Origin of the sequence: Amycolatopsis sp. H20-H5 (assembly GCF_035828755.1) — a bacterium.
Classification (GTDB): domain Bacteria; phylum Actinomycetota; class Actinomycetes; order Mycobacteriales; family Pseudonocardiaceae; genus Amycolatopsis.
In genome coordinates, this window is sequence record NZ_JAYMZS010000061.1 from 13,300 (window position 1) to 33,893 (window position 20,594).

The window sequence follows — 20,594 nt, forward strand, 5'->3', positions numbered from 1 at the left end:
TCCGCGCCGCGTTCGGCCGGTGACGGGAGCCGATCCGGGGCGGGATCGGCTACGAATGACCGTCATGGCGCTGGGACACCGAACGCGAGAACACCGAACCCGAGAACGCTGGACCGCTTTGGAGAACGAAGGCGAGCTCCTGACGGCCCGGCAGATGGTGGCGCTCGGCCGGCGTTTCGCCCGCGCCGGCCGGGGCGCCTGGTACAGCATGGCGATCGACATCATCTGGCAGTTCCTGGTGCTGTTCACCCGCTTCCGCGTCCGAGGCTCGGCCAACATCCCTCGTTCGGGTGGCGTGCTGGTGGCGTCGAACCACCTGTCCTTCGCCGACCCGACCACCCTGACCGCGTTCGTGCTGGCGGGCGGCCGGGTGCCGAGGTACCTCGCGAAGGCGAGTTTGTGGGACGTGCCGGTCATCGGCTCGATCATGCGCTCGGGCAAGCACATCCCGGTGTATCGCGGAACCGCGGCTGGTGGTGCCTATCGGGACGCCGTCGCGTCGGTCCTCGCGGGCGAATGCGTCGGCATCTTCCCCGAGGCGACGTTCTCGAACGACCCGCACGGGTGGCCGATGAAGGGCAAGACCGGCGTCGCGCGGATCGCGCTCGTGACCGGTGCGCCGGTCGTCCCGGTGGCCAACTGGGGCACCCACCACCTGCTGCCCGCCACCGCCTGGTTCCCGCGCGGTTTCCCGCGCAAGACCGTCGATCTGATCGCCGGTCCGCCGGTGGAGCTGACCGATCTCGCCGGGCCGGACCCGACCCGCGAGGTGCTGGAGGAGGCCACGGCGCGGATCATGGCGGCGATCACCGAGCTGCTGGTCCGGGCGCGAGGAGAGTCACCCGCCCGGTAGCCCGGATGGGGGTAGGTTTTCTGTTATGAGTGCACACTTTGATGTCGTGGTGCTGGGTGCCGGGGTCGGTGGCTACGTGGCGGCGATCCGAGCCTCTCAACTGGGGTTGAGCGCGGCGGTCGTGGAGGAGAAATACTGGGGCGGCGTCTGTCTCAACGTCGGCTGTATCCCGTCGAAGGCGTTGCTGCGCAACGCCGAGCTGGCGCACATCGTGACCAAGGAAGCGAAATCCTTCGGCATCTCCTCCGACAGTGAGATCCGCTTCGACTACGCCGCGGCGTACGAGCGCAGCCGCAAGGTGGCCGACGGGCGCGTCAAGGGCGTGCACTTCCTGATGAAGAAGAACAAGATCACCGAGTACGACGGGCACGGCACGTTCGTCGACGCCACCACGATCGAGGTCAACGGCGAGCGCCTCACGTTCGACCACTGCGTGATCGCGACCGGCGCGACGGCGCGGCTGCTGCCAGGGACGTCGCGCAGCGAGCGCGTGGTCACCTACGAGCAGCAGATCATGGAGTCGGAACTGCCGGAGAGCGTGGTCATCGCCGGTGCCGGCGCGATCGGTGTCGAGTTCGCGTACGTGCTGCACAACTACGGCGTCCGCGTGACGATCGTCGAGTACCTCGACCGGATGGTCCCGCTGGAGGACGCCGAGGTGTCCGCTGAGCTGGCCCGGCGCTACCGCAAACTCGGGATCGAGGTGCTGACCTCGACCAAGGTGGAGGCCATCGACGACTCGTCGGGCGGCAAGGTGCTCGTGACGGTGTCCGCGAAGGACGGCGAGCAGCGTGTACTCGAAGCGGACAAGGTGTTGCAGGCCATCGGTTTCCGGCCCAACATCGAGGGCTACGGCCTGGAGAACACCGGCGTCGAGGTCACCGAACGCGGCGCGATCGCGATCGACTCGCGCGGCCGCACGAACGTCCCGCACATCTTCGCGATCGGCGACGTGACGGCGAAACTGATGCTGGCCCACGCGTCCGAGTCGATGGGCGTGGTCGCCGCCGAGACCATCGCGGGCGCGGAGACCATGGAGCTCGACTTCGTGATGATCCCCCGCGCAACCTATTGCCAGCCCCAGATCGCGAGCTTCGGCTGGACCGAGGAGCAGGCCCGCGAAAAGGGCTACGACGTCCAGGTCGCGAAATTCCCCTTCACCGCCAACGGAAAGGCCCACGGCCTCGGCGACCCCGTCGGCTTCGTCAAGATCCTCAGTGACGCCGAGCACGGCGAGCTCCTGGGCGCGCACCTGATCGGCCCGGAGGTCACCGAGCTCCTGCCGGAGCTGACCCTGGCCCAGCAGTGGGACCTGACGGTGCACGAGATCTCCCGCAACGTCCACGCGCACCCGACCCTGGGCGAGGCCGTGAAGGAGGCCATCCACGGCCTGGCCGGCCACATGATCAACATGTAGTTGCCCCTGAAGGCCACCATGACGGCGTTTAACGCCGTCATGGTGGCCTTCAGGGACTTGTTCGCGGTGGTGACGGGGTTCAGGTCGCGGGGGTGGCTTGGTAGGTGAAGAGCTCCGTGCCGTTGGTTTCCTCGCCGTTGTCGGGCGCGGCCCACAGGGTGAGCTTCGCGTCGTCCGCCGCCATCTTGAGCGGGTTCCGGGTCATCACGTGCCCCGCGCTGGACCAGTACTGGAACGGGACCTCGTTGATGGTCGAGTGGTCGCGCAGGTCGATCAGGGCGAGTCCGCCGAGTTCGTAACCGGGGGACGTGCCACCTCCGGCGGCGGGGGTCTGGGGCAGTCCGGCGATGCCGCCGCAGAGCATTTTGCGGGCCGGGACGTACTGGCAGTCCTGGTAGTCGATGAAATTGCCCGGGTTCTTCCAGGTCTGGATCTGCCTGCCTTCCTGGGTCCATTCGTAGAAGCGCCGCGAGCCCCAGCTGTTGCCGACGAGATGGCCGGTCGTCCTGTCCGCCACGATGCCGCCGATGTGGTCTCGCACGTCGAACTGCCGGTGGACCTGCAACGTCGTGGCGTCGACGCGGTAGATGATCGCGCTGCTGTCCGGCCGGTACTGGGCGACGTCGACCCAGATGTTCCGGCCGTCGGACTCGATGCCGCCGGGATGGTAGTTGTCCCCTTCTCCCAGCGTGATGTCCTTCTGCAGATGGCCTTGGCGGTCCATGACGAACAGGTGCCCGATCCCCTTGCCCGGTGTCCGGTCGTAGCCGCCCTGCGGGGTCGGGTACTTCCGGGTCGGCTCGATGATCTCGACCGAGGACAGGAACATGCGGTCGCCCGCGAAGGCCAGGCCCTCGGTGTGGAACGTCGGGAACGTGAGCTTCAGTTTGCCGGTGAGCGACCACGCGGTGCCGCGGTCGAGCGCCGTCAAGCCCCGGGCCAGCGGACCGTCACCGCCGTCGTGCTGCCCGTCGGTCACGGCCTGTGCCGTGACCGTGCCGCTGATGACCAGCGTTATCGACGCCGCGACCGCGGCTGTGCGCCTGCTGACTTTCTTCAACACGGTTCTCCTTTTTGCGGACGCCCAGGCCGGCGGCGCGGACGTTAGCCGGGGAAGGTGAACACCGGGCGTCGCCGTGCCTGCGGGACGCCAACGCCCTCCCGGCCGGTGGGCGGGGAGGGCGTTAGCCGTGCCCCAGGGAACGGCTAGCCGACGGTGAAACTCGAGGTCAGGGCGGCCGACGCGCTGTTGCCGACGTAGACCTCGATCTTGCCCGGCTCGACGCGGAACGTCGCGGCGTTGTCGTAGAAGCCGACATCCTCGGTGGTGAGGGTGAACGAGACCGTTCGCGACTCGCCCGCCGCCAGGGTGACCCGCTCGAAACCGCGCAGCCGCCGGACGGGCTGCACGATGGTGGCCACCGGATCGCGCAGGAACAGCTGGACGACCTCGTCGCCCGCGCGTCCGCCGGTGTTGGTCACCTGGACACTGACCTGGATCTTGCCGCCACGCAACGACATCCGGGTGTCCGACAGGCGCAGGCCGTCGATGCGGAACGTCGTGTACGACAGGCCGTGGCCGAACTCGTAGAGCGGGCCGGACTCCAGGTCGAGGTACTTGGACGTGTACTTGTTGCCGGGGTCAGCCGGGCGGCCGGTGTTCTCGTGGTTGTAGTAGATCGGGATCTGGCCGACCGCGCGCGGGAAGCTCACCGGCAGTTTGCCGCCAGGGTTCACCACGGCGAACAGGACGTCCGCGATCGCGTGGCCGCCCTGCACGCCGGGTGCCCACGCCTCGAGGATGGCGGGGGCGTTTTCGTGCAGGTAAGGAATTGTCAGTGGCCTGCCGTTGATCAGGACCACCACGAACGGCTTCCCGGTCTCCTTGATCGCGGCCACCAGCTGCTGCTGGACGCCGGGGAGGTCGATGACGCTGCGCGCCGCCGCTTCGCCGCTCATGGCGGCGGTTTCGCCGACCACCACGACGGTCACGTCCGCGGCGCGGGCCGCTTGTTGCGCGGCCGCGAATCCGCCGGTGCCGGTGCCGTCGACCGTGCAGCCCGCGGTGAACGTCACCTTCGCTCCGGGCGCCGCGGCCTTGATCCCGTCGACCACGGTCACCGGCGGTGTCGTGCCCGCGCCGGTGCCCAGGCCCGACCAGGTGCCGTTGAGATCGTAGGTCGCCGTGCCCAGTGGGCCGACGACGGCGACCGAGCCGACGGATTTGGCCAGTGGCAACGTTTGTGCGTCGTTCTTGAGCAGCACCATGCACCGGCCGGCGGCCTGCCGCGACTTGTCCAGCGCCGCGGCGGACGGCATCTTCACTTCGCCGGACTCGTCGGTGTACGGCCGTTCGAAGAGCCCGAGCTTGAACTTGACCAGCAGGATCCGGCGGACGGCGTCGTCGATCTCGTCGCGGGTGATCCGGCGTTCGGCCAGCAGCCGCTGCCCGAACCGCACGTAATTGGTGCTGACCATCTCCATGTCGACACCGGCCGAGAGCCCGGCCGTCGCCGCGTCCGCGCCGTCCGCGGCGAGTCCGTGCAGGATCAGCTCCTGGATGCTGGTGTAATCGCTGACGACGAAACCCGGGAAACCGTAGCCGCCCTTGAGGATCTCGTGCAGGACGTAGCCGTTGCCGTGGGCCGGCGATCCGCTGATGGTGTTGAAGCTGGCCATCACCGTCGCCACCCCGGCTTCGACGCAAGCCTTGAACGGTGGCAGGTAGTGGTTGTGCAGCCGTTGCACCGAGACGTCGACGGTGTTGTAGTCGCGTCCGCCCTCCGCGCCGCCATAGGCCACGAAGTGCTTGGCGCAGGCGGCGAGCCGGTCCGGCGAGGAGAAGTCGTCGCCCTGGTAGCCGCGGACCTTCGACACGGCGAGTTTCGTTGCCAGATAAGGGTCTTCGCCGTATCCCTCGGCGATCCGGCCCCAGCGGGGCTCATGGGTGACGTCCATCATCGGGGCGTAGGTCCAGTGGATCCCGCTGCGCCGGGCCTCCTGCGCCGAGACCGACGCGTCGGTGCCCGCCACCGTGGGGTCGAAGCTCGAGCCCTGGGCCAGCGGGATCGGGAAGTTGGTGGTGTAGCCGTGGATCACGTCCAGGCCGAAGATCAGCGGGATGCGCAGCCGGGTCCGTTCGACGGCGAGGTGCTGCAGCGCGTTGAGTTTCGCCGCGCCCACCACCGAGAAGACGCCGCCGAGCTGGCCGGTCGCGAGTGACGTCCGCGCGGCTGTCTCGTCGCCGACCAGCTGCAGCTGGCCGAGTTTCTCAGCGAGCGTCATCTTCCTGAGCAGTGCCTCGACCCGTTCGTCCCGTTTCGGTGGGGCGGCGGGGTCCGCGGCCGCGGGTGCGGTGAGCAGACCGGTCGACGCCACGCCACCGGCGGCGAGCAGGCCGCCGAAGCCGGCGAGCAGGCTCCTCCGGTTCACCCCCTCGGTCGTCGCGTGATCGGTTGCGTGACTCTCGGGCTGTTTCATGGCGGGGACCCTTTCACGAGAGAAATTGATCAAACAGGTTGGCGGCCGAACGGCACCGAGCTCGCCCGGACGATCAGCCGCGGTTCCAGCAGGAGGCCGGACGGGACCTGGTCCCGGCCGGAAAGGCGCCCGGTCAGCCGCCGCATGAGTTCCTGGCCGATCAGGGGCAGCGGCTGGCGCAGGCTGGTCAGCGGCGGGTCGACGAGCTCGGCGGTGGGGGAGTCGTCAAAGCCGATCACGGCGAGTTCGTGCCCGATCCTGAGGCCCCGCTCGCGGGCTGCGGCGTAGCACCCCAGCGCCAGCGTGTCCGTGGCCGCCACGACGGCGGTAGGCCGGGGGACCAGGTCGAGCAGAGCGGACGCCGCCCGTGTCCCGGCGGCCACCGTGTCCTCGGCGCAGGCCAGCCCGCCCGGCTGAAGTCGTTGCCGCGCAAGGGCTTCACGCCAGCCCCTGGCGCGCTCGCGGCCAGGGGACGAGCGGTCGGGCATCCCGAGGAACGCGATCCGGCGATGCCCCTGCGACACCAGGTGGTCCACCGCGGCGCCGGTGCCCGAGGCGCCGTCCACGTCCACCCAGAGCTGCGGGCCGTCGCCGCCGTCGACCCGGCCGAAGCTGACGAACGGGGCCTTCATGCCGAGCAGTCGTTCCGGCCGTTCGTCGCCGGGGTCGATGCCGGACAGGACGAACCCGTCGACCGAGCCCGTCCGGATCAGCTCGCCGTAGGTGGCCAGCTCGTCCGCGGTGTCGCGGGGGGTGAACAGCAGCAGGAAGTAGCCGTCGGCCTGCGCGGCCTCCGCCAGTGCGTGCAGGAACTGGTCCTGCAGCGCGCTGGCGCTGTGCGGCCGCTCGGGATCGACGCGGTACCCGATCTGCCTGGCCGCCCGGGTGCGCAGGGCGCGTGCCGCCTGGCTGGGCCGGTAGCCGAGCTCGTCGATCACCTTCTGGACGTGTTCGAGCGTCGCCGGGCGGAGGCGCTCGGGTGCGTTGAGCGCGTTGGAAACCGTCTGGCGTGACACCCCGGCGACCCGGGCGACCTCGACGATGTTGGGCCCGGACTGCCCTGGGTACGACGTTGTCATGACACCTCGGTGAGCGGCTGGCCAGTGCCGTCACAGCATCGCACGGGCGGGCTCACCGCACGTCCGCCTCGAGGCCCGCCGCGAGGGTTTCGACGGTGACCCGGCCGTCGCGCACACTCACCGAAAGCGGCTCACCGGCGACACGCAGCCCGCTGACCTCGAGGTTGTCGAACGGCGCGAGCCTGGACGGACTCAGGACGAGCTTGCCCTCCGGCACGTCCGGCGCGAGCCCCAGCGCCGACTGCAGCATCGAGACGGCCGCCGCGGCGGACCACGCCTGGGGACGGCACGACGCCGGATAGGGCGAAGGCGCGTGGCCCGGGGTGCGCTGTTCGCCCGCGTACAACTCCGGCATCCGGTAGCCGAACCAGGGTGCCGCGGCGACGAGTCCGGACAGCAGCGCTGTCGCCTGTTCGTGGTGCCCGGTCTTGGCCAGCCCGGCCGCCGCGATGGCGGTGTCGTGCGCCCAGACCGTGCCGTTGTGGTAGCTGAGCGGGTTGAACCCCCGCGAGTTCGTGCCGCGCGTCCGCAGGCCCCAGCCGGAGTCCAGTTCGGCCGAGCCGAGCCGCGCGGCGACCAGGGAGCATTCGCCGGGGTCCAGCAGGCCGGTGCCCAGCAGGTGCCCGATGTTGGACGTCAGCCCGTCGACCGGGCGCTTGCGCGCGTCCAGCGCGATCGCGGGGTACGCCCCTTCGGCGTCTTCGACCCAGAACCGGGCGCGGAAGCGTTCTCGCAGGTCAGCCGCCCAGTCGCGCAGCTCCGCGCCGCCGGGGCGGGCGAACGCGTCGAGCAGGTAGGCCCCGTTGAGCGCCGCTTCGTAGGCGTATCCCTGGACCTCGCAGAGCGCGATCGGTCCTTCGGCGAGCGTGCCGTCGGCGAACTGCACCGAATCCCCGGAGTCCTTCCAGCCCTGGTTGGCCAGCCCGCCGGGAGTGGTGCGGATGTACTTCAGGAAGCCGTCGCCGTCCGGATCGGCGTCGTGCCGGAGCCAGCCGAGCGCGCGCTCGGCCGCGGGCAGCAGCCCGGCGGCCTCGGCGTCCGGCATCCCCCAGCGCCGGGCTTCGGCGAGCAGCGTGACGAACAGCGGGGTGGCGTCGATCGTGCCGTAGTACTTGGCGGGGAACGGGGAACCGCCGTCGAAGGTGCGATCGGCAGGGCGGAGCTCGTGGATGATCTTGCCGGGCGCCTCGTCGGTCACCGCGTCGTGCTTCACGCCCTGCCTGCGGGCCAATGTCCGCAGCGTGCCACCGGCGAGTTCGGTGCCCAGCGGCAGAAGCAGCCGCGCGGCCCACAGCGAGTCGCGGCCGAACAGGGTCAGGTACCAGGGCGCACCGGCGGCCAGGAACAGGTCTTCCGGCTGCTCCGGGTCACTGAGCAGCAGGCCGCGCAGGTCGTCCAGACTCCGGCCGGTCAGCCTGGCGAGGTCGGGATCGCCGCAGCGGACGACGAGCGGATCCCAGTGGCCGGGGCCGCTCGGCGCCTGAACCGTGAGCGTGGCGCCCGGTGCCGGTCGCGCCCGGACCAGCAGCTCCAGGTCCCAGCTTTCGCCACGGTCGAGCCGCACGTGCCACCGCAGTGTGCCGGTGCCCGCGTCGACGTCTTCCGCGGGCGGATCCGCCTGGAGCTCCACGGCCAGACCGTCCACTTGCGACTCCCACCGCAGGCCGCCCGCGGTTTCCGCGGCCGGTGTCTCGGCGGCGGCCCGCCCGCCCGACACGGCCGAAACCTCGGCGAGGTCGGTGCCCGCGCTGACCTCGACGGTCAACGTCGCCGCTTCCCGGCGGTAGTTGGCGATGCGGATGTGCTCGCGGCTCGCCTTCGCGTCCCGTGTCCGCTCGACGGTCAGCTCCGGGTCCGGACTTTCCTTGTCCCGCAGGATTCCCGCGAAACGCGCGAGGGTGCCGCCGACCTCCTGGCCGAGGATCGGCTCCGGTTCGAGGCCGTCGATCCGCAGCACCAGGCGGCTGAGCAGACGCCGGTCCTGTGCGTAGAACCCGTGATTGCTCGCGCCCCGCAGTTGGCCGTCCGCGCCCGACATCGCCAGCGCGGGAGCGGACACGCAGAGCACCGCGTCGTGGACGGACGACGGGTGTCGCGGTGCTGCGGACTGGTCCATGGGCTCGTCTCCTGGTGATCAACGCTGAGGTGGGATCCCGGTACTTCACTTGACGGCGGCGAGGCGAGGTGTTTCACTCCGCACCAACAAATTTGAACGATCAATTTTTCTCATGAAAGCACACCGGAGCGCCGAGCGCCACCGCCGGGAACAGCCCGGTGACATCACAAGGGAGTGATGCAATGACAAGCCAGGCAGGGCGAAAAGTGCTGGTCATGGCTGCTGTCGCAGCGGTGACGCTGACGGCGGCCTGCGGCGGTGGGGACAGCGGCTTCTCGGGCGCCACCACCCCGTCGACGGTCGGCGGCGGCGCGGCCACGGGCGTCCAGCTGTCGCTGCTTTTCGGTTCTTCCGGCGAAGCCGAGACGAAGGCGGTGAACGCGGCCGCGGCCGCCTGGGGCAAGCAGTCGGGCAACGTCGTCACCGCGACCCCGGCCAAGGACCTCTCCCAGCAGTTGACCCAGGCGATGGCCGGGGGATCCCCGCCCGATCTGTTCTATGTGGACGCGTCGAAGTTCGCCGGGCTGCAGAAGTCCGGGGTGCTGGCCTCCTACGGTGACCAGATCAAGAACAAGGACGACTTCTACCCCGTGTTGCGGCAGTCGTTCAGCGCGGGCGGCAAGCTGTACTGCGCGCCGAAGGACTTCTCGACACTGGGCCTGCAGATCAACACCGACCTCTGGACGAAGGCCGGACTGACCGCCGCCGACGTCCCGACCACTTGGGACCAGCTCGAAGCCGTGGCGAAGAAGCTGACGAGCGGTGACGTCACCGGGCTCGTCTTCAACGACACCCTCGACCGGGTCGACGCGTTCATGCGGCAGGCGGGCGGGAGCCTGCAGACGGGCGACGGGTCCGCGTTCACCGCGAACAGCCCGGAAAACGTCGCCGGGCTGCAGTACGTGCAGAAGCTGGCCAAGGAAGGCGTGCTCAAGTTCCCGAAGCAGATCGGCGTCGGCTGGGGCGGCGAGGCGCTGGGCAAGGGCAAGGCCGCGATGGCCATCGAGGGCAACTGGTTCGTCGGCGGGGTCAAGGACGACTACCCGAACCTGCGCTACCAGGTCGCGGAGCTGCCCGCCGGGCCGAAGGGCAAGGCCACCCTCTCGTTCACGAACTGCTGGGGCATCGCCGCGAAGAGCAAGAACCAGACGGCCGCGCTGAACTTCGTCGAGTACCTCACCGGCGCCGAGCAGCAGATCACCTTCGCGAAGGGCTTCGGCGCGATGCCCTCGGTGCAGTCCGCCAAGGCCACCTTCGAGTCGGACTTCCCGGCGCAGCAAGCTTTCGTCAAGGGCGCGGACTACGCCACCGGCCCGATCAGCCTGCCGGGATTCGACCAGGTGCAGAAGGACTTCGACGCCAAGCTCCTCGGCCTGTCCGACGGCAGCACCGACCCGAAGGCCATGCTCGAAGACCTGCAGAAGAACGCGCAGGCCGCGCTGGCAGCCGCGCGGTGAGCGTGTCCGCCCGCTCCGTCGTTCCCGTCGCCGCACCTCGGCGGGGACGGCGGTCCCTCGCGCGCAAAAGGGAGAACAGGGCGGGCTGGCTGTTCGTTTCCCCGGCCGTGGTCCTGCTGACGCTGTTCCTGGTCGTGCCGATCCTGCTCGCGTTCTACGTCAGCCTCACCAAGTGGGACGGTCTTTCCAGCCCCTTCAGCGGGGAAGCGAGGTTCGTCGGTCTCGACAACTACGAGAACCTGCTCGGTGTCGACGCGCTCAACCGCCTCACGTTCATGCGCTCGGTGCGGAACAATTTCTACTTCGTCCTGTTCGTCGTGCCGTTGCAGACCGCGCTGGCGCTGTTCCTGGCCGTGCTGCTCAACAACCGGCTCTTGCGGGGCAAGGGTCTCTTCCGCACGGCCTTCTACTTCCCATCGATCACGAGCAGTGTCGCGGTCAGCCTGGTGTTCATCTTCCTGTTCCAGGGCTTCGGTTCGGTGAACAAGGTGCTGTCACTGGTCGGTATCCAGGGACCCAACTGGCTCGCCGACTCGCGCGGCGTCTTCCACCAGGTGCTGGCGGCCATCGGAGTCGACGCGGCGCCGGGCTGGGCCCAGCACAAGTTCCTGAGCCTGACCTGGTGGGACTGGCTTTCCGGGCCGTCGGTGGCGATGTGCGTCATCATCGCGCTGGTGGTCTGGACGACCTCCGGCACGTTCATGCTCATGTTCCTGGCCGCACTGCAGGGAATCAGCCCGGAGATCGAGGAGGCGAGCGACCTCGACGGGGCGACGGCGTGGCAGCGCTTCCGGCTCGTCACGCTGCCGATGCTGCGCCCCACCCTGCTGCTGGTGCTGACCCTCGGCGTCATCAGCACCTGGCAGGTCTTCGACCAGATCTACCTGACCGGCAACAACCCGGCGACCAACACCCCCGCGTACCTCTCGTTCTCGCAGGGCTTCGACAACCAGGCGTTCGGGCTCGGCGCCGCCATCGCCTTCCTGATCTTCGCGCTGATCGTGGCCCTAACCGCCATCCAGCGCAAGGTCGTCGGCACCGGGGAGGACGACTGATGGCCACCTCCCGCAGCTACTCGCCGCCATGGCGACGGGGACTCGGCTACGTCGTGCTGGCCGCGTTCGCCCTGCTGTTCCTCGGCCCGTTCCTCATCCAGCTGGCCACCTCCTTCAAGACCGACGCCGACGCCGCGGGCAACGCGCTGTCCTTGGTGCCCGACCCGGTGTCCGTGCGCGCCTGGGAGCGCATCTTCGGCTTCTCCGCCGATTCCGGAGTCCCGTTCGGACGGTGGCTCGCCAACAGCACGATCGTCGCCACCTGCATCACGCTGGGCAGGGTGTTCCTGGACAGTCTCGCGGGCTACGCGCTGGCGCGGCTGAGGTTCCGTGGCCGGAAGCTGGTCTTCTGGCTCATCCTCGGGGTGCTCTCCGTGCCCAACGTGGTGCTGCTGATCCCGCGCTTCCTGGTGCTCAAGGAACTCTCGCTGTACAACACCTACACCGGCATGATCCTGCCGATCATGGTCGACGCCGCCGGCATCTTCATCATGCGGCAGTTCTTCCTGCAGGTCCCCGTGTCCGTCGAGGAGGCCGCCCGCATCGACGGCGCGGGCGTGTTCCGCACCTACTGGGCGATCGTGCTGCCGATGGTCCGCCCCGGCATCCTGACGGTCACGATCCTGGCTTTCCAGGGATCGTGGAACGAGTTCAGTTTCTTCCTGGTGGCCACGTCCGACCCGAAGTACGAGACGCTGACCACCGGCCTCGCCCGGTTCAGCAGCGGTTCGCGCGGCGCGGGCACCCAGTATCCGGTCACGCTCGGCGCGGCCCTGCTCTCGACGATCCCCATCGCGATCCTGTTCTTCCTCTTCCAGCGGCAGTTCGTGGGCGGCCGGTTGTCCGGCGGGGTGAAGGGCTAGCGCTCGCGGCTCGCACGGAGCTTGTCGAGCTCGGCGTGCAGGCTCTCCGCGTCGGGATGCTTGAGATCCATGAGGATCACCAGTGCTTTCCGAAGGTGCTGCTCGGCTTCCAGCCGATCGCCGAGCGCGAGGTAAGCGGCAGCGAGGTGTTCGAGCGTGTAGGCCTCCCAGTACCTGTCGCCGAGCTCTTGGTCGATCTCGAGCGAGCGCCGGTAGTGCTCGATCGCTCGTTCGTGGCGGCCGAGTTGCTGCTCGATCGAGCCGAGGTTGGCCAGCACGTCGGCCTCGCCCTCCTTGTGCCCCACCGCCGCGTAGTGGGCCAAGGCCTCCTCGCACAGCGGTAGCCCTTCGGCGGGCTTGCCCACCTGGGCGAGTTGCCTGCTCAGCGCCGTGAGCGCGTCGCCCTTGCTCAACCGGTTTTCGCCGTCGCGCACAAGCTCCCAGGCCCGCTGGGCGTGAACGACAGCCGCCGCGTAATTCCGCTGGACTTCCAGCACCCGGGTGCAGGCCAGATGCGCGGCGACAGCGCCGTTGCTGTTGCCTTGCTCGCGGAACATCCCGATGGCCTCGTCGAGAAGGGTGAGGGCCTCGTCGTGATCGCCCAGCCTGGCGATCGCGGGAGCGAGGTGTCTCAGTACCGTTGCCTGGGCGGCCACGTCGCCGGATTCACGGGTCGCCGCCAGTGCCGTGCGATGGACCAGCGCACGCTCCTGCCAGCGGCCGCTGCGCCGGAAGTAAGTGGTGCACGCCCAGGCCAAACGCCAGGTCTGTGCCGGGAATCCTTCCTCGGCCGCCAAACTGACCAGTTCGAGCAGCACCGTGGCTTCCGCGGCGAACCAGGCGATGCCGTCCGCGTAGGTGACGATTTCGGGATCGTCCGGCACGCTGGGGAATGGAGCTGTCTGGAAGACCCCGTCGCGGCACGGCTGGATGGCCTTGTCGGCGTGCAAAGCCTTCTCAAGGTAGTACTTGAGGATTTTCTCGATCGCTTCGGCGCGTTCGGCGGCGAACGGCTGCTGCCGCGCCTGTTCCGTGGCGTACGCCCGCAGCAGGTCGTGGAACCGGAACCGGCCAGTCCGGTGTTCGTCGATGAGGTTCGCCCGGACCAGTTCGCCGAGGAGCGTCCTGGCACGCGCGGTCCTTCCGACCAGTGAACCGCACGCGTGGAGATCCACATCCGGGCCGGGATGCGCGCCGAGGAGCCGGAAGAGCCTGGCCGCGTCGGGCGACAACTCGTTGTAGGACCAGGAGAACACCGTACGCAGACTGAGATCCGTGTCTCCGAGGTCGAGACTGTCGAGTCTGCCCCGCTCGTCACGCAGTTCCCGGACCAGCTCCCGGATCGGCGACTCCGCCTGCCTGTCCGCGCGGGCGGCGACGATGCTCAGCGCCAACGGGAGCCGGACGCACAGCTCGGCGAGTTCGGCCGCGGCCACGGGGTCGGCTGCCAGCCGGGCTCGGCCGACGCGCTCGGACAGCAGTGCCAGGGAGTCTTTTCCGGTGAGCACGTCGAGAACCACGCGGTACGCGCCTTCATGCACAGTCAAGCTGTCGAGCCGTCTTCTGCTGGTGATGAGCACGGTGCAGGACGGACTGGCTGGCAGGAGTGGCCGCACGTGCTCCGCGGAGCGCGCGTTGTCCAGCACGATCAGCATCCGCCGGTCGGCCAGCAGGCTGCGGTAGAGCGCGGACTTCGCCTCGACCTCGCTGGGGATGGCGTCCGCGCCGACACCGAGTGCCTGGAGAAAGCCGTGCAGCGCCTGGTCTGCCTCCATCGGCTCGCGTGGATCGAAGCCGCGCAGATTGACGTACAGCTGGCCGTCGTGGAAGTCGTCCTTGACCAGGTGCGCCCAGTGCAGGGCCAGCGTTGTCTTGCCAATGCCCGCTGTGCCGTCAATCGCGGTGATCACCACGGTGCCGTTGTTCTTCGTCGTTTGGCTGAGCAGCCCGGTGAGCTGGGCCAGTTCGCGTTCACGGCCGACGAACTGGCGGGTGCCCGTCGGCAGCTGGTGCGGGGCGCCCGGCTGCCTTTCGCGGGGCAGCGCGGACAGCTGCTCTTCGGAGTCCGGCAGGCAGATCCAGGCAACGGTGTCGGTCTCCTTGACGTTCACCCGAACCCGGGTGTACCTCGCTCGATCGGCGGCCGGGCTCTGCCAGACCACCTCGTCGTAGAACCAAGGGGAGGTGATCACCGCGAGCGTTCCGGAAGAACCAGCCAGCGCCTCCTTGAGCGCCGCGGAGTCCAACAGCCGGAACGCGAGGTTGACCGAGCTGCCGACCACTCCGTTTTCGTCATAGGTGACTTCGCCCGCGTGCAGGGCGATTCGCAGGCGAATCTGTTCCTCGGCGGCAGCCGTGCCGTTGTGGGCGCGGAGTTCCGAGGCCAGCTGCCGGGGCAATTCGTCGACGAAATGGGCCTTGGGGATTTCAGGCGGCGCCAGCGCCAGCACGCCGTCGCCCCGATCCTCGTGACGGCAGTCCTCCCACGGGATGCCGGATCGCTCGCAGGCTAGCCGGAGCAGGCGGTAGAGATCCCGGCGGATCGAGACCTGGTTCAGGCTGGTCCGTCGCGGGTCGGTGAATCCTGCCACGTCCACGATGAGGATCGTTCTGTGCACTGCGGTCATCAGGTAGTGAGCTTGCTCAGGGCCTGCGGGGTTGGCAAGGGAACGCCTGCTCCGGCCTCCCCCCCCCCCGCCGGAGTGGCTCGCCATTGCAGGAGCACGGGATTTTGCGCGTGCACGAGAACGTGCATCCTTTGGAGGGCTGGGTTAACTCTTTCGTGTAGGGGTCAGTGGTCGGCATGAAAGTAGTTTGCCTTTAGAATCTCCGCTCTAATGGTGGGCTTTTGCACCAACAGGTGACCGTTTGTGAGAGGGAGTTGTACGCAAGGTGACTTCATCTGTGCCGGCGCCCGCCGGTAACCACGTCGGTCTGCCGAACATCGCGCGCATCCGCGACTACTGGCTGGGCGGCTCGAATCACACAGAAGCCGACAGTGGGTTGGCCGACCAGATCGCGCTCTGTGCGCCGCATCTGCCCTACCTGGTGCGAGTCCAGCGGGCTCTCATCCGGCGGCTCGTCGGCTTCGCGGTCGAACGGGGGGTGCGGCAGTTCCTCGATCTCGGTTCCGGCGTGCCGATGGGTGGCACCGCTCACGAGGTCGCGCGCGAGCTGGATCCTGCCTGCCGCGTCGTCTACGTGGACGCGGACCCCGGCATCGTGAGCGAAGGCCGGGCTCTGCTCGGCACCGCGAGCGACGTGGCCATCATCCAAGCCGACATCCGTGACCCGGCACAGGTCTTCGACGCACCGGAACTGTCCGGCCTGCTCGACCTCGGACAGCCGATCGCCGTGCTGGTGATCGAGACGCTGCTCCACATCCCGGATTCCGACAGTCCCGCCGCGATGGTCGCGGCTTATGTCGACCGAGTCGCCACGGGCAGCTATTTGGCGATCTCCCATTTCGGTCACAGTGAGGAGCTTTCGAACGGGCTCGGTGTGTTTGAGCAGATGTTCGGCTCGCCGCCGCCGGTGACACTGCGGGACTCGCACGAGCTCGAACGGTTCTTCGCGGGGATGGAGAAAGTGGTCCCCGGGACTGTCCCGGTGCCGTTGTGGCGTCCCGCCGATGACGACGAAGTGGCTCGTAACCCCGAGCGCGCCCAGGTCTACGTCGGGGTCGCGCGCAAAGTCTGATCAGGCGACCAAGGGAAGGGCTGCCAGGATCAGGTCGGCGACCGTGATCCAAGGCATTGCTCGCTTGAGCATTTCGGCCGGGCGGAGAACCCGCCGTTTCCGGCCGAGCACTGTTCCGAAGAAAATCAGGTGTGCCGCGCTGCCCACCAGTGTCCACAATAGACCATACTTGGCCAGCAAGCCCCCAGCCAGCAGGCAGATGCCTGCTGTGCTGAGAGCGCGCGCGAGGATTGCTGCCCCGGCGTTCCCATAGCGCACCGCGGGCGTCTTCATGCCGCTCGCCTCGTCCGCCTGCCGGTCGCTTGTCGACCACCAAACCGTGCGAGCGATGGCCAGGACGCCGAGCCCGGTGAACACGAGCCACAGCGAGCCCTCGAAGTTCGCCCGGACGGCTACCGCGGAGAGTAGGCAGGGCAGCGTAGTCACGGACAGGCCGAACACCACTGGCCCGGCGAGGCCGCGCCGTTTCAGCCGTACGGGCTCCAGGTTGTACAGAAGGTGCCCTGCCACGGTCAGCAGTGCGAGCACAAGGACGGTGATCTCGTTGCGCCACCACGAGATCAGGGCGGCGAGGACGACCGCGGCGGCCATTTCCGCCACGATCCAGCGCAACGCCCTGGTGCGGCCGAAGGCTTTCGCGGAGTCGGCGAGGTACGCCTTTTCCTGGTGCTGCGAGTCACCACGGATGTCGGCAGTCACGTTGAGGGCAAGGCCGGACAGGATGAGCAGCAGGTTCACCACGATCGCGAGCACGACCGGTGCGGCCGTCAGTTCGTGCGCGCTCGACACCGCGTAGCACGCGCCCCAGCTCGCCTGGCACAAGTAGTTGAGTGGCAACGGGAATTCGAGCCTGTGCAGCACGATCGCACTGTGCGGCCAGGAGTTCGCGGTCAGTCGTGGCACTTGAGGACTTCCATCCTCAGTCGTGGTGACGGCGCCATGGCGTGGCCGCGCAGCTGGGGTACGGCGGCGCGAGGGTTGACGCAGCGCCATTCCTGGCGGCGCAGGGCCGCGGCCGTGATCATCCGGACCTCCAGCTGGGCGAGCTGGCTTCCCGGGCAGAACCGGCTGCCGCCGCCGAACGGGAAGTACTGGTGTGGGGGGAACTTGACGTCCAGGAAGCGCTCGGGGTGGAAGCGCCGCGGCTGGGGGAAGTGATCCGGCCGCCGGTGTGCCAGGTAGATGCTGGGCGTGAGGACGGTGCCCGCGGCCAAGGGCCTGCCGCCCAGGAAGCCGTCTTCGGGCATCGTCCTGTTCTCGGCGACCGTCACCGGCGGGACGAGCCGGAGCACCTCCTGGAGAACCGCTTGGAGCAACGGGACTCGTGTCGGGTCGGAGCCGTCGCCCGCGGTGGACAGTTCGTCCAGGACGTCGCGGCGCAGGGGACCGTCCCGGTTCAGCTGGTACAACGTCCACGCGGCCGCCGACGCGGTCGTTTCGTGTCCGGCGAACAGCAGGGAGACGATCTGGTCGCGCAGCTCGGCGTCGTCGATCCGCTCTGCCAGCAGCATTGACGCGAGCGTGCGCGGTCTCGTGGCCGTGTTGTCCTTCGCGGCCCGCACCAGCGCCCGGTCGAGGTCGTCGCCGGAGCGTGGCAGGCCGCCGCGCAGGTAGTGGTGGACTAGGGTGCGCCGGCGTGAGCCGAGGGCGTTGTCCATCCAGCCGCTGAAGCGGTCGAGCAGTTCGGTGCCGGTGGGGCCCAGGATGATCCGGCCGACGATCCGCAGGGTCAGCCGCCGGGTCCAGTCCGGCAGCGCGAGTTCGCTGCCGGGGGTGAGTTCGTCGAGGGCCTCGCCGATCGTGGTGGCGACGATCTCTTGGTAGTCCAGCAGGCCGCGGCCGCGCAGCGCCGTTCCGAGGAGGCGACGGTACGTCTGGTGCCGGTTCCCCTCCGCCCACAGCAGGCTGCTGCTGCCGAACAGCGGCGCGAGGCTCCGGCTACCGGGATGTCCCAGCCGCCGGTCGGCGCGGAAGACGTCCCGCACGAGCTCGGGGTCCCACACCAGCAGCCGCCGGGCCGGGCGGGCCCGCAGTTCCAGGACGCTGCCCACGGCGTTGGCGTGCGCGTCGAGAAAGGGCAACGTGCGCACCGCCATGTGCAGCTCGGTGAGGCTCATGAGGCGCTCGACCAGACCGGTTCGCCGACGTCCCGGTCCGTCCGCGACAGCTGCAGCGCGGCCAGGATTTCGGCTTGCACTATGCGGGTCGGGGTGTAGAGGTCCTTGTCGTGCCAGAGCGGCGGGTGGTTCTTGTCGGCCGACGAATCCAGCAGGTACCGGACGCCCCGCGTGATCGCCGCGGCCGTGGTGGGACTCGTGTCGCGGACCAGCAGGACCCGCAGGGCGTACGCGGTCTCCTCCTGGGTGCCCCAGGAACCGTCCGGGTACTGGTTGCACAGAACCCAGTGCGCGGCAAGGGAAATAGCTTTCGTGCTCGCCGCGCCGCCGTGCTCGGCCAGCGCCACCGCGCAGCATCGGGTCGCGTAGTGGGGGGAGGCGTGCCATTTGTCCGACCAGCTGCCGTCGGGATTCTGGCGTTCGCACAGCCAGTACGCGAGTGTGGCCGTTTCGGCCCCGGACCGGCCCAGCGCCTGCAGCACATGAGCGTTCGCGCTGCACGAAGGCGTGCGCTCGTCGGGGAAGCAGCTGAAATGCGTACCAGAATGGTAGGGCCGCAGGCTGTCCGGGGGCTGAGGGTGACCCAGCAGTGCGAGTGCGTAGAGGACTGTCGCGGTGTCGTCGACGTCGGGCGGCAGCCCCGGGCCGCCCGACGCGCCGGAATCGCTGAGCGCGCTTCGCAGGCTGTGGACGAGTTCGGGCGTGGCGGAGGTCGTGAGCCCGGCTTCCGCGAGGGTGGCCAGCACCCATGACCGTTCGAACAGGCCGAGCGGCGCGGCCACCGGGACGCCGCCGTCCAGCGCGCGGGTGGCGTTCAGATAACGCACGGCCGGATCCCGCCCGGTGCGGATCGCGTGGTCGCCCAGCCACGCCGCGGTTGCCGCCGGTGAGCAGCCCACGCCGTCGTGCCCGCCGACAGCGGAGAACCCGTTGCGGGCGTCCGGGCCGAGGATCTCCAAGGAGTGCAACAGTTTGGGTGGCATCGGCCGCCCGTTCGCCGCCTCCTCGCGAAGCCTGCCCAGCAGCGCGGTGTCGGTGCTTTCGGGGCTGAGCAGGCGGTGGCCGCCGCGTCGGGCGAGGTGGGCGTTGATGTCGGCGATGAGGGCGGGAACGATGATCTCGATGGCCACGGTGTCGGGGAGGGTGGGCTGCTCAGGACCGTTGAGCCACCGGAAAAGCGCGCCGAGCCCGCGAACGGCGGCCGTGTTTCCTTCGGTGAGCAAGGCTTCCGTGGCGCTCAGCGTCGGGACCAGCGCGTAGTTGCCGGGGCCGCCCCAGCCGCCGTCCAGGCGTTGCCGATCCAGCAGGAACCGCACGCGTTCCCGGTGCCCTGGAAGGGAAGGCGCGAGGGAGACCAGCCGGCCCGTCTCGTAGATCGAGGACGAGAACCGTCCGGCCGGATCGGCTTCCATCTCGTGCAGGAGCCCGGCGGCCGCTTGCGCCGCGTCGTCCAGCCACGAACTGAGCGCACGCATGTGCCCCCTCGCCAAGGCCTGCTGCTTTCGAGTCTGCTGAGTAACCAAACCCATACCCAAAGTAGCATCCCGAGGGGCCCATGAAAGAAAAATGGCCCGTTCGGAGCAGGGCTTCCCGGCCTGTGACAGAACGTGTTCGCGCCTCAGCCGGGGACGTCGAAGACCAGTTCCGGGCGCTCCCAAGTGATCTTAGGCGGGCTGGGCGGCACGACGCCGACCTGCCGGGCGCCCATCCGCTGGTAGAAGCCGGTCGCCGGTGGGTGGGACACCACGCGCACGGCCGTGATGCCCCGCTCACGCGCCTGGCCGAAGAGGTGTTCGAGCAGCCAGGCGCCGATCCCCGAACCCTGCGCGGAGTCCGCCACGAACAGGATATCCAGCTCGGCGGGCTCCTCGATCAGGCCGTAGAACCCGATGACCTGGCGCTGAGCCTCGGCGAGGTACACCGGGTTCGCCTCGACGTACTCCTCGGTGACGCGGTAGCCCTCGAGGATCGACGCGTACTCGCCCCCGTACGCCGACGAGCTGTGCATGAGGGCCGTGAGGTCTTCGGCGTGCCGGGCGGCGGCGCGGATGATGCGATGGGAGGTCACGGTGGCAGCCTAGGACGCGGCACCGACAAAAACGCGGCCCTAGGATGTCCGGCGTGAATGTTCCGCTGGGCCACGAGGTTGGCCCGTACCGCTGCCCGTGTTGTGGCTACCGCACGCTCGACGAGCGTGGCGGCTTCCAGATCTGCCCGGTGTGTTTCTGGGAGGACGACGGCCAGGACGACCACGACGCAGGCGAGGTGCGCGGCGGCCCCAACGGCCCCCTGACCCTCACCGAGGCCCGCCGCAACTTCGCGCGTTTCGGGGCTTCTGAGGAGCGGTGGCGGGTGAAGGTCCGGGAGCCGCGCGACTCGGAGCATCCCCTCGCCTAACGCGTTTCGAGTGTCATGAAAGGGTCTTTCAGGGCAAAAAGTGTCAGGAAAGACCCTTTCA

At 69.0% G+C, this 20,594-nt stretch carries 16 protein-coding genes; 7 read left to right on the top strand and 9 right to left on the bottom strand.

Annotation, left to right across the window (positions count from 1 at the left end; translation table 11 throughout):
- The first annotated feature begins 55 nt into the window (after positions 1-55).
- Both QMK34_RS28440 and lpdA read left to right on the top strand, forming a co-directional pair.
- Entirely contained in the window at positions 56-853 is a 798-nt protein-coding gene (locus tag QMK34_RS28440) for a lysophospholipid acyltransferase family protein (RefSeq protein WP_326417566.1), read from the top strand.
- A gap of 25 nt (positions 854-878) precedes the next feature.
- Positions 879-2,270, top strand: coding sequence for a dihydrolipoyl dehydrogenase (gene lpdA / locus QMK34_RS28445; protein WP_326417567.1), 1,392 nt, complete (start codon positions 879-881; stop codon positions 2,268-2,270).
- A 79-nt stretch (positions 2,271-2,349) separates the two neighbouring features.
- On the opposite strand, the gene QMK34_RS28450 is transcribed toward lpdA, so the two are convergent.
- The 4 genes from QMK34_RS28450 to QMK34_RS28465 form a co-directional block, all read right to left on the bottom strand.
- Positions 2,350-3,333 (bottom strand): DUF6454 family protein, encoded by a 984-nt coding sequence (locus tag QMK34_RS28450; RefSeq protein ID WP_326417568.1) that lies wholly within the window; start codon positions 3,331-3,333, stop codon positions 2,350-2,352.
- 143 nt (positions 3,334-3,476) lie between these two features.
- Positions 3,477-5,702 (bottom strand): glycoside hydrolase family 3 N-terminal domain-containing protein, encoded by a 2,226-nt coding sequence (locus QMK34_RS28455; protein WP_326417569.1) that lies wholly within the window; start codon positions 5,700-5,702, stop codon positions 3,477-3,479.
- 77 nt (positions 5,703-5,779) lie between these two features.
- Entirely contained in the window at positions 5,780-6,829 is a 1,050-nt protein-coding gene (locus QMK34_RS28460; protein ID WP_326417570.1) for a LacI family DNA-binding transcriptional regulator, read from the bottom strand.
- Between the two features lie 52 nt (positions 6,830-6,881).
- Complete coding sequence (locus tag QMK34_RS28465; RefSeq protein ID WP_326417571.1) at positions 6,882-8,945, bottom strand: glycogen debranching N-terminal domain-containing protein; 2,064 nt, start codon at positions 8,943-8,945, stop codon at positions 6,882-6,884.
- A gap of 215 nt (positions 8,946-9,160) precedes the next feature.
- On the opposite strand from QMK34_RS28465, the gene QMK34_RS28470 reads away from it, so the two are divergent.
- From QMK34_RS28470 to QMK34_RS28480, 3 genes are read left to right on the top strand one after another with little or no spacing between them, the layout of a single operon-like run.
- Positions 9,161-10,402, top strand: a complete 1,242-nt coding sequence (locus QMK34_RS28470) for an extracellular solute-binding protein (RefSeq protein WP_326417572.1) — start codon at positions 9,161-9,163, stop codon at positions 10,400-10,402.
- Positions 10,399-11,457, top strand: coding sequence for a carbohydrate ABC transporter permease (locus QMK34_RS28475; protein ID WP_326417573.1), 1,059 nt, complete (start codon positions 10,399-10,401; stop codon positions 11,455-11,457). The genes QMK34_RS28470 and QMK34_RS28475 overlap by 4 nt, the downstream gene beginning before the upstream one ends.
- A complete protein-coding gene (locus QMK34_RS28480) occupies positions 11,457-12,320 on the top strand; it encodes a carbohydrate ABC transporter permease (RefSeq protein ID WP_326417574.1) in 864 nt (287 codons plus the stop codon). The genes QMK34_RS28475 and QMK34_RS28480 overlap by 1 nt, the downstream gene beginning before the upstream one ends.
- Here the strand turns inward: QMK34_RS28480 and QMK34_RS28485 are convergent.
- Positions 12,317-14,947 carry a tetratricopeptide repeat protein gene (locus tag QMK34_RS28485; RefSeq protein ID WP_326417575.1) on the bottom strand — a complete coding sequence of 877 codons (2,631 nt, stop codon included), beginning with the start codon at positions 14,945-14,947 and terminating at the stop codon, positions 12,317-12,319. The genes QMK34_RS28480 and QMK34_RS28485 overlap by 4 nt on opposite strands.
- A 265-nt stretch (positions 14,948-15,212) precedes the next feature.
- On the opposite strand from QMK34_RS28485, the gene QMK34_RS28490 reads away from it, so the two are divergent.
- Positions 15,213-16,019, top strand: coding sequence for an SAM-dependent methyltransferase (locus tag QMK34_RS28490; protein WP_326417576.1), 807 nt, complete (start codon positions 15,213-15,215; stop codon positions 16,017-16,019).
- Here the strand turns inward: QMK34_RS28490 and QMK34_RS28495 are convergent, their stop codons facing one another.
- The 4 genes from QMK34_RS28495 to QMK34_RS28510 form a co-directional block, all read right to left on the bottom strand.
- On the bottom strand, positions 16,020-16,922 hold the full coding sequence (locus tag QMK34_RS28495) for a UbiA prenyltransferase family protein (protein ID WP_326417577.1): 903 nt from the start codon (positions 16,920-16,922) through the stop codon (positions 16,020-16,022). It abuts the gene before it with no gap.
- Positions 16,910-18,136 (bottom strand): cytochrome P450, encoded by a 1,227-nt coding sequence (locus tag QMK34_RS28500; protein ID WP_326417578.1) that lies wholly within the window; start codon positions 18,134-18,136, stop codon positions 16,910-16,912. Before QMK34_RS28500 ends, QMK34_RS28495 begins: the two co-directional genes overlap by 13 nt.
- Entirely contained in the window at positions 18,133-19,611 is a 1,479-nt protein-coding gene (locus QMK34_RS28505; protein WP_326417579.1) for a prenyltransferase/squalene oxidase repeat-containing protein, read from the bottom strand. Before QMK34_RS28505 ends, QMK34_RS28500 begins: the two co-directional genes overlap by 4 nt.
- Before the next feature lie 143 nt (positions 19,612-19,754).
- Positions 19,755-20,204: a GNAT family N-acetyltransferase gene (locus QMK34_RS28510; RefSeq protein WP_442785237.1), complete on the bottom strand. Its 450-nt coding sequence runs from the start codon at positions 20,202-20,204 to the stop codon at positions 19,755-19,757.
- Positions 20,205-20,257: 53 nt separating this feature from the next.
- Here QMK34_RS28510 and QMK34_RS28515 point away from each other — a divergent pair, with 53 nt between their 5' ends.
- Complete coding sequence (locus tag QMK34_RS28515) at positions 20,258-20,533, top strand: CPCC family cysteine-rich protein (protein WP_326417580.1); 276 nt, start codon at positions 20,258-20,260, stop codon at positions 20,531-20,533.
- The last annotated feature ends 61 nt before the right edge of the window (positions 20,534-20,594 follow it).

What these genes read in the sequence shown, in the direction of transcription:
- QMK34_RS28485 (WP_326417575.1), bottom strand. Translation starts at nt 14,947, where the DNA reads ATGACCGCAGTGCACAGAACGATCCTCATCGTGGACGTGGCAGGATTC.
- lpdA (WP_326417567.1), top strand. Translation starts at nt 879, where the DNA reads ATGAGTGCACACTTTGATGTCGTGGTGCTGGGTGCCGGGGTCGGTGGC.
- QMK34_RS28460 (WP_326417570.1), bottom strand. Translation starts at nt 6,829, where the DNA reads ATGACAACGTCGTACCCAGGGCAGTCCGGGCCCAACATCGTCGAGGTC.
- QMK34_RS28480 (WP_326417574.1), top strand. Translation starts at nt 11,457, where the DNA reads ATGGCCACCTCCCGCAGCTACTCGCCGCCATGGCGACGGGGACTCGGC.
- QMK34_RS28500 (WP_326417578.1), bottom strand. Translation starts at nt 18,136, where the DNA reads ATGAGCCTCACCGAGCTGCACATGGCGGTGCGCACGTTGCCCTTTCTC.
- QMK34_RS28440 (WP_326417566.1), top strand. Translation starts at nt 56, where the DNA reads ATGACCGTCATGGCGCTGGGACACCGAACGCGAGAACACCGAACCCGA.
- QMK34_RS28470 (WP_326417572.1), top strand. Translation starts at nt 9,161, where the DNA reads ATGGCTGCTGTCGCAGCGGTGACGCTGACGGCGGCCTGCGGCGGTGGG.
- QMK34_RS28465 (WP_326417571.1), bottom strand. Translation starts at nt 8,945, where the DNA reads ATGGACCAGTCCGCAGCACCGCGACACCCGTCGTCCGTCCACGACGCG.
- QMK34_RS28505 (WP_326417579.1), bottom strand. Translation starts at nt 19,611, where the DNA reads ATGCGTGCGCTCAGTTCGTGGCTGGACGACGCGGCGCAAGCGGCCGCC.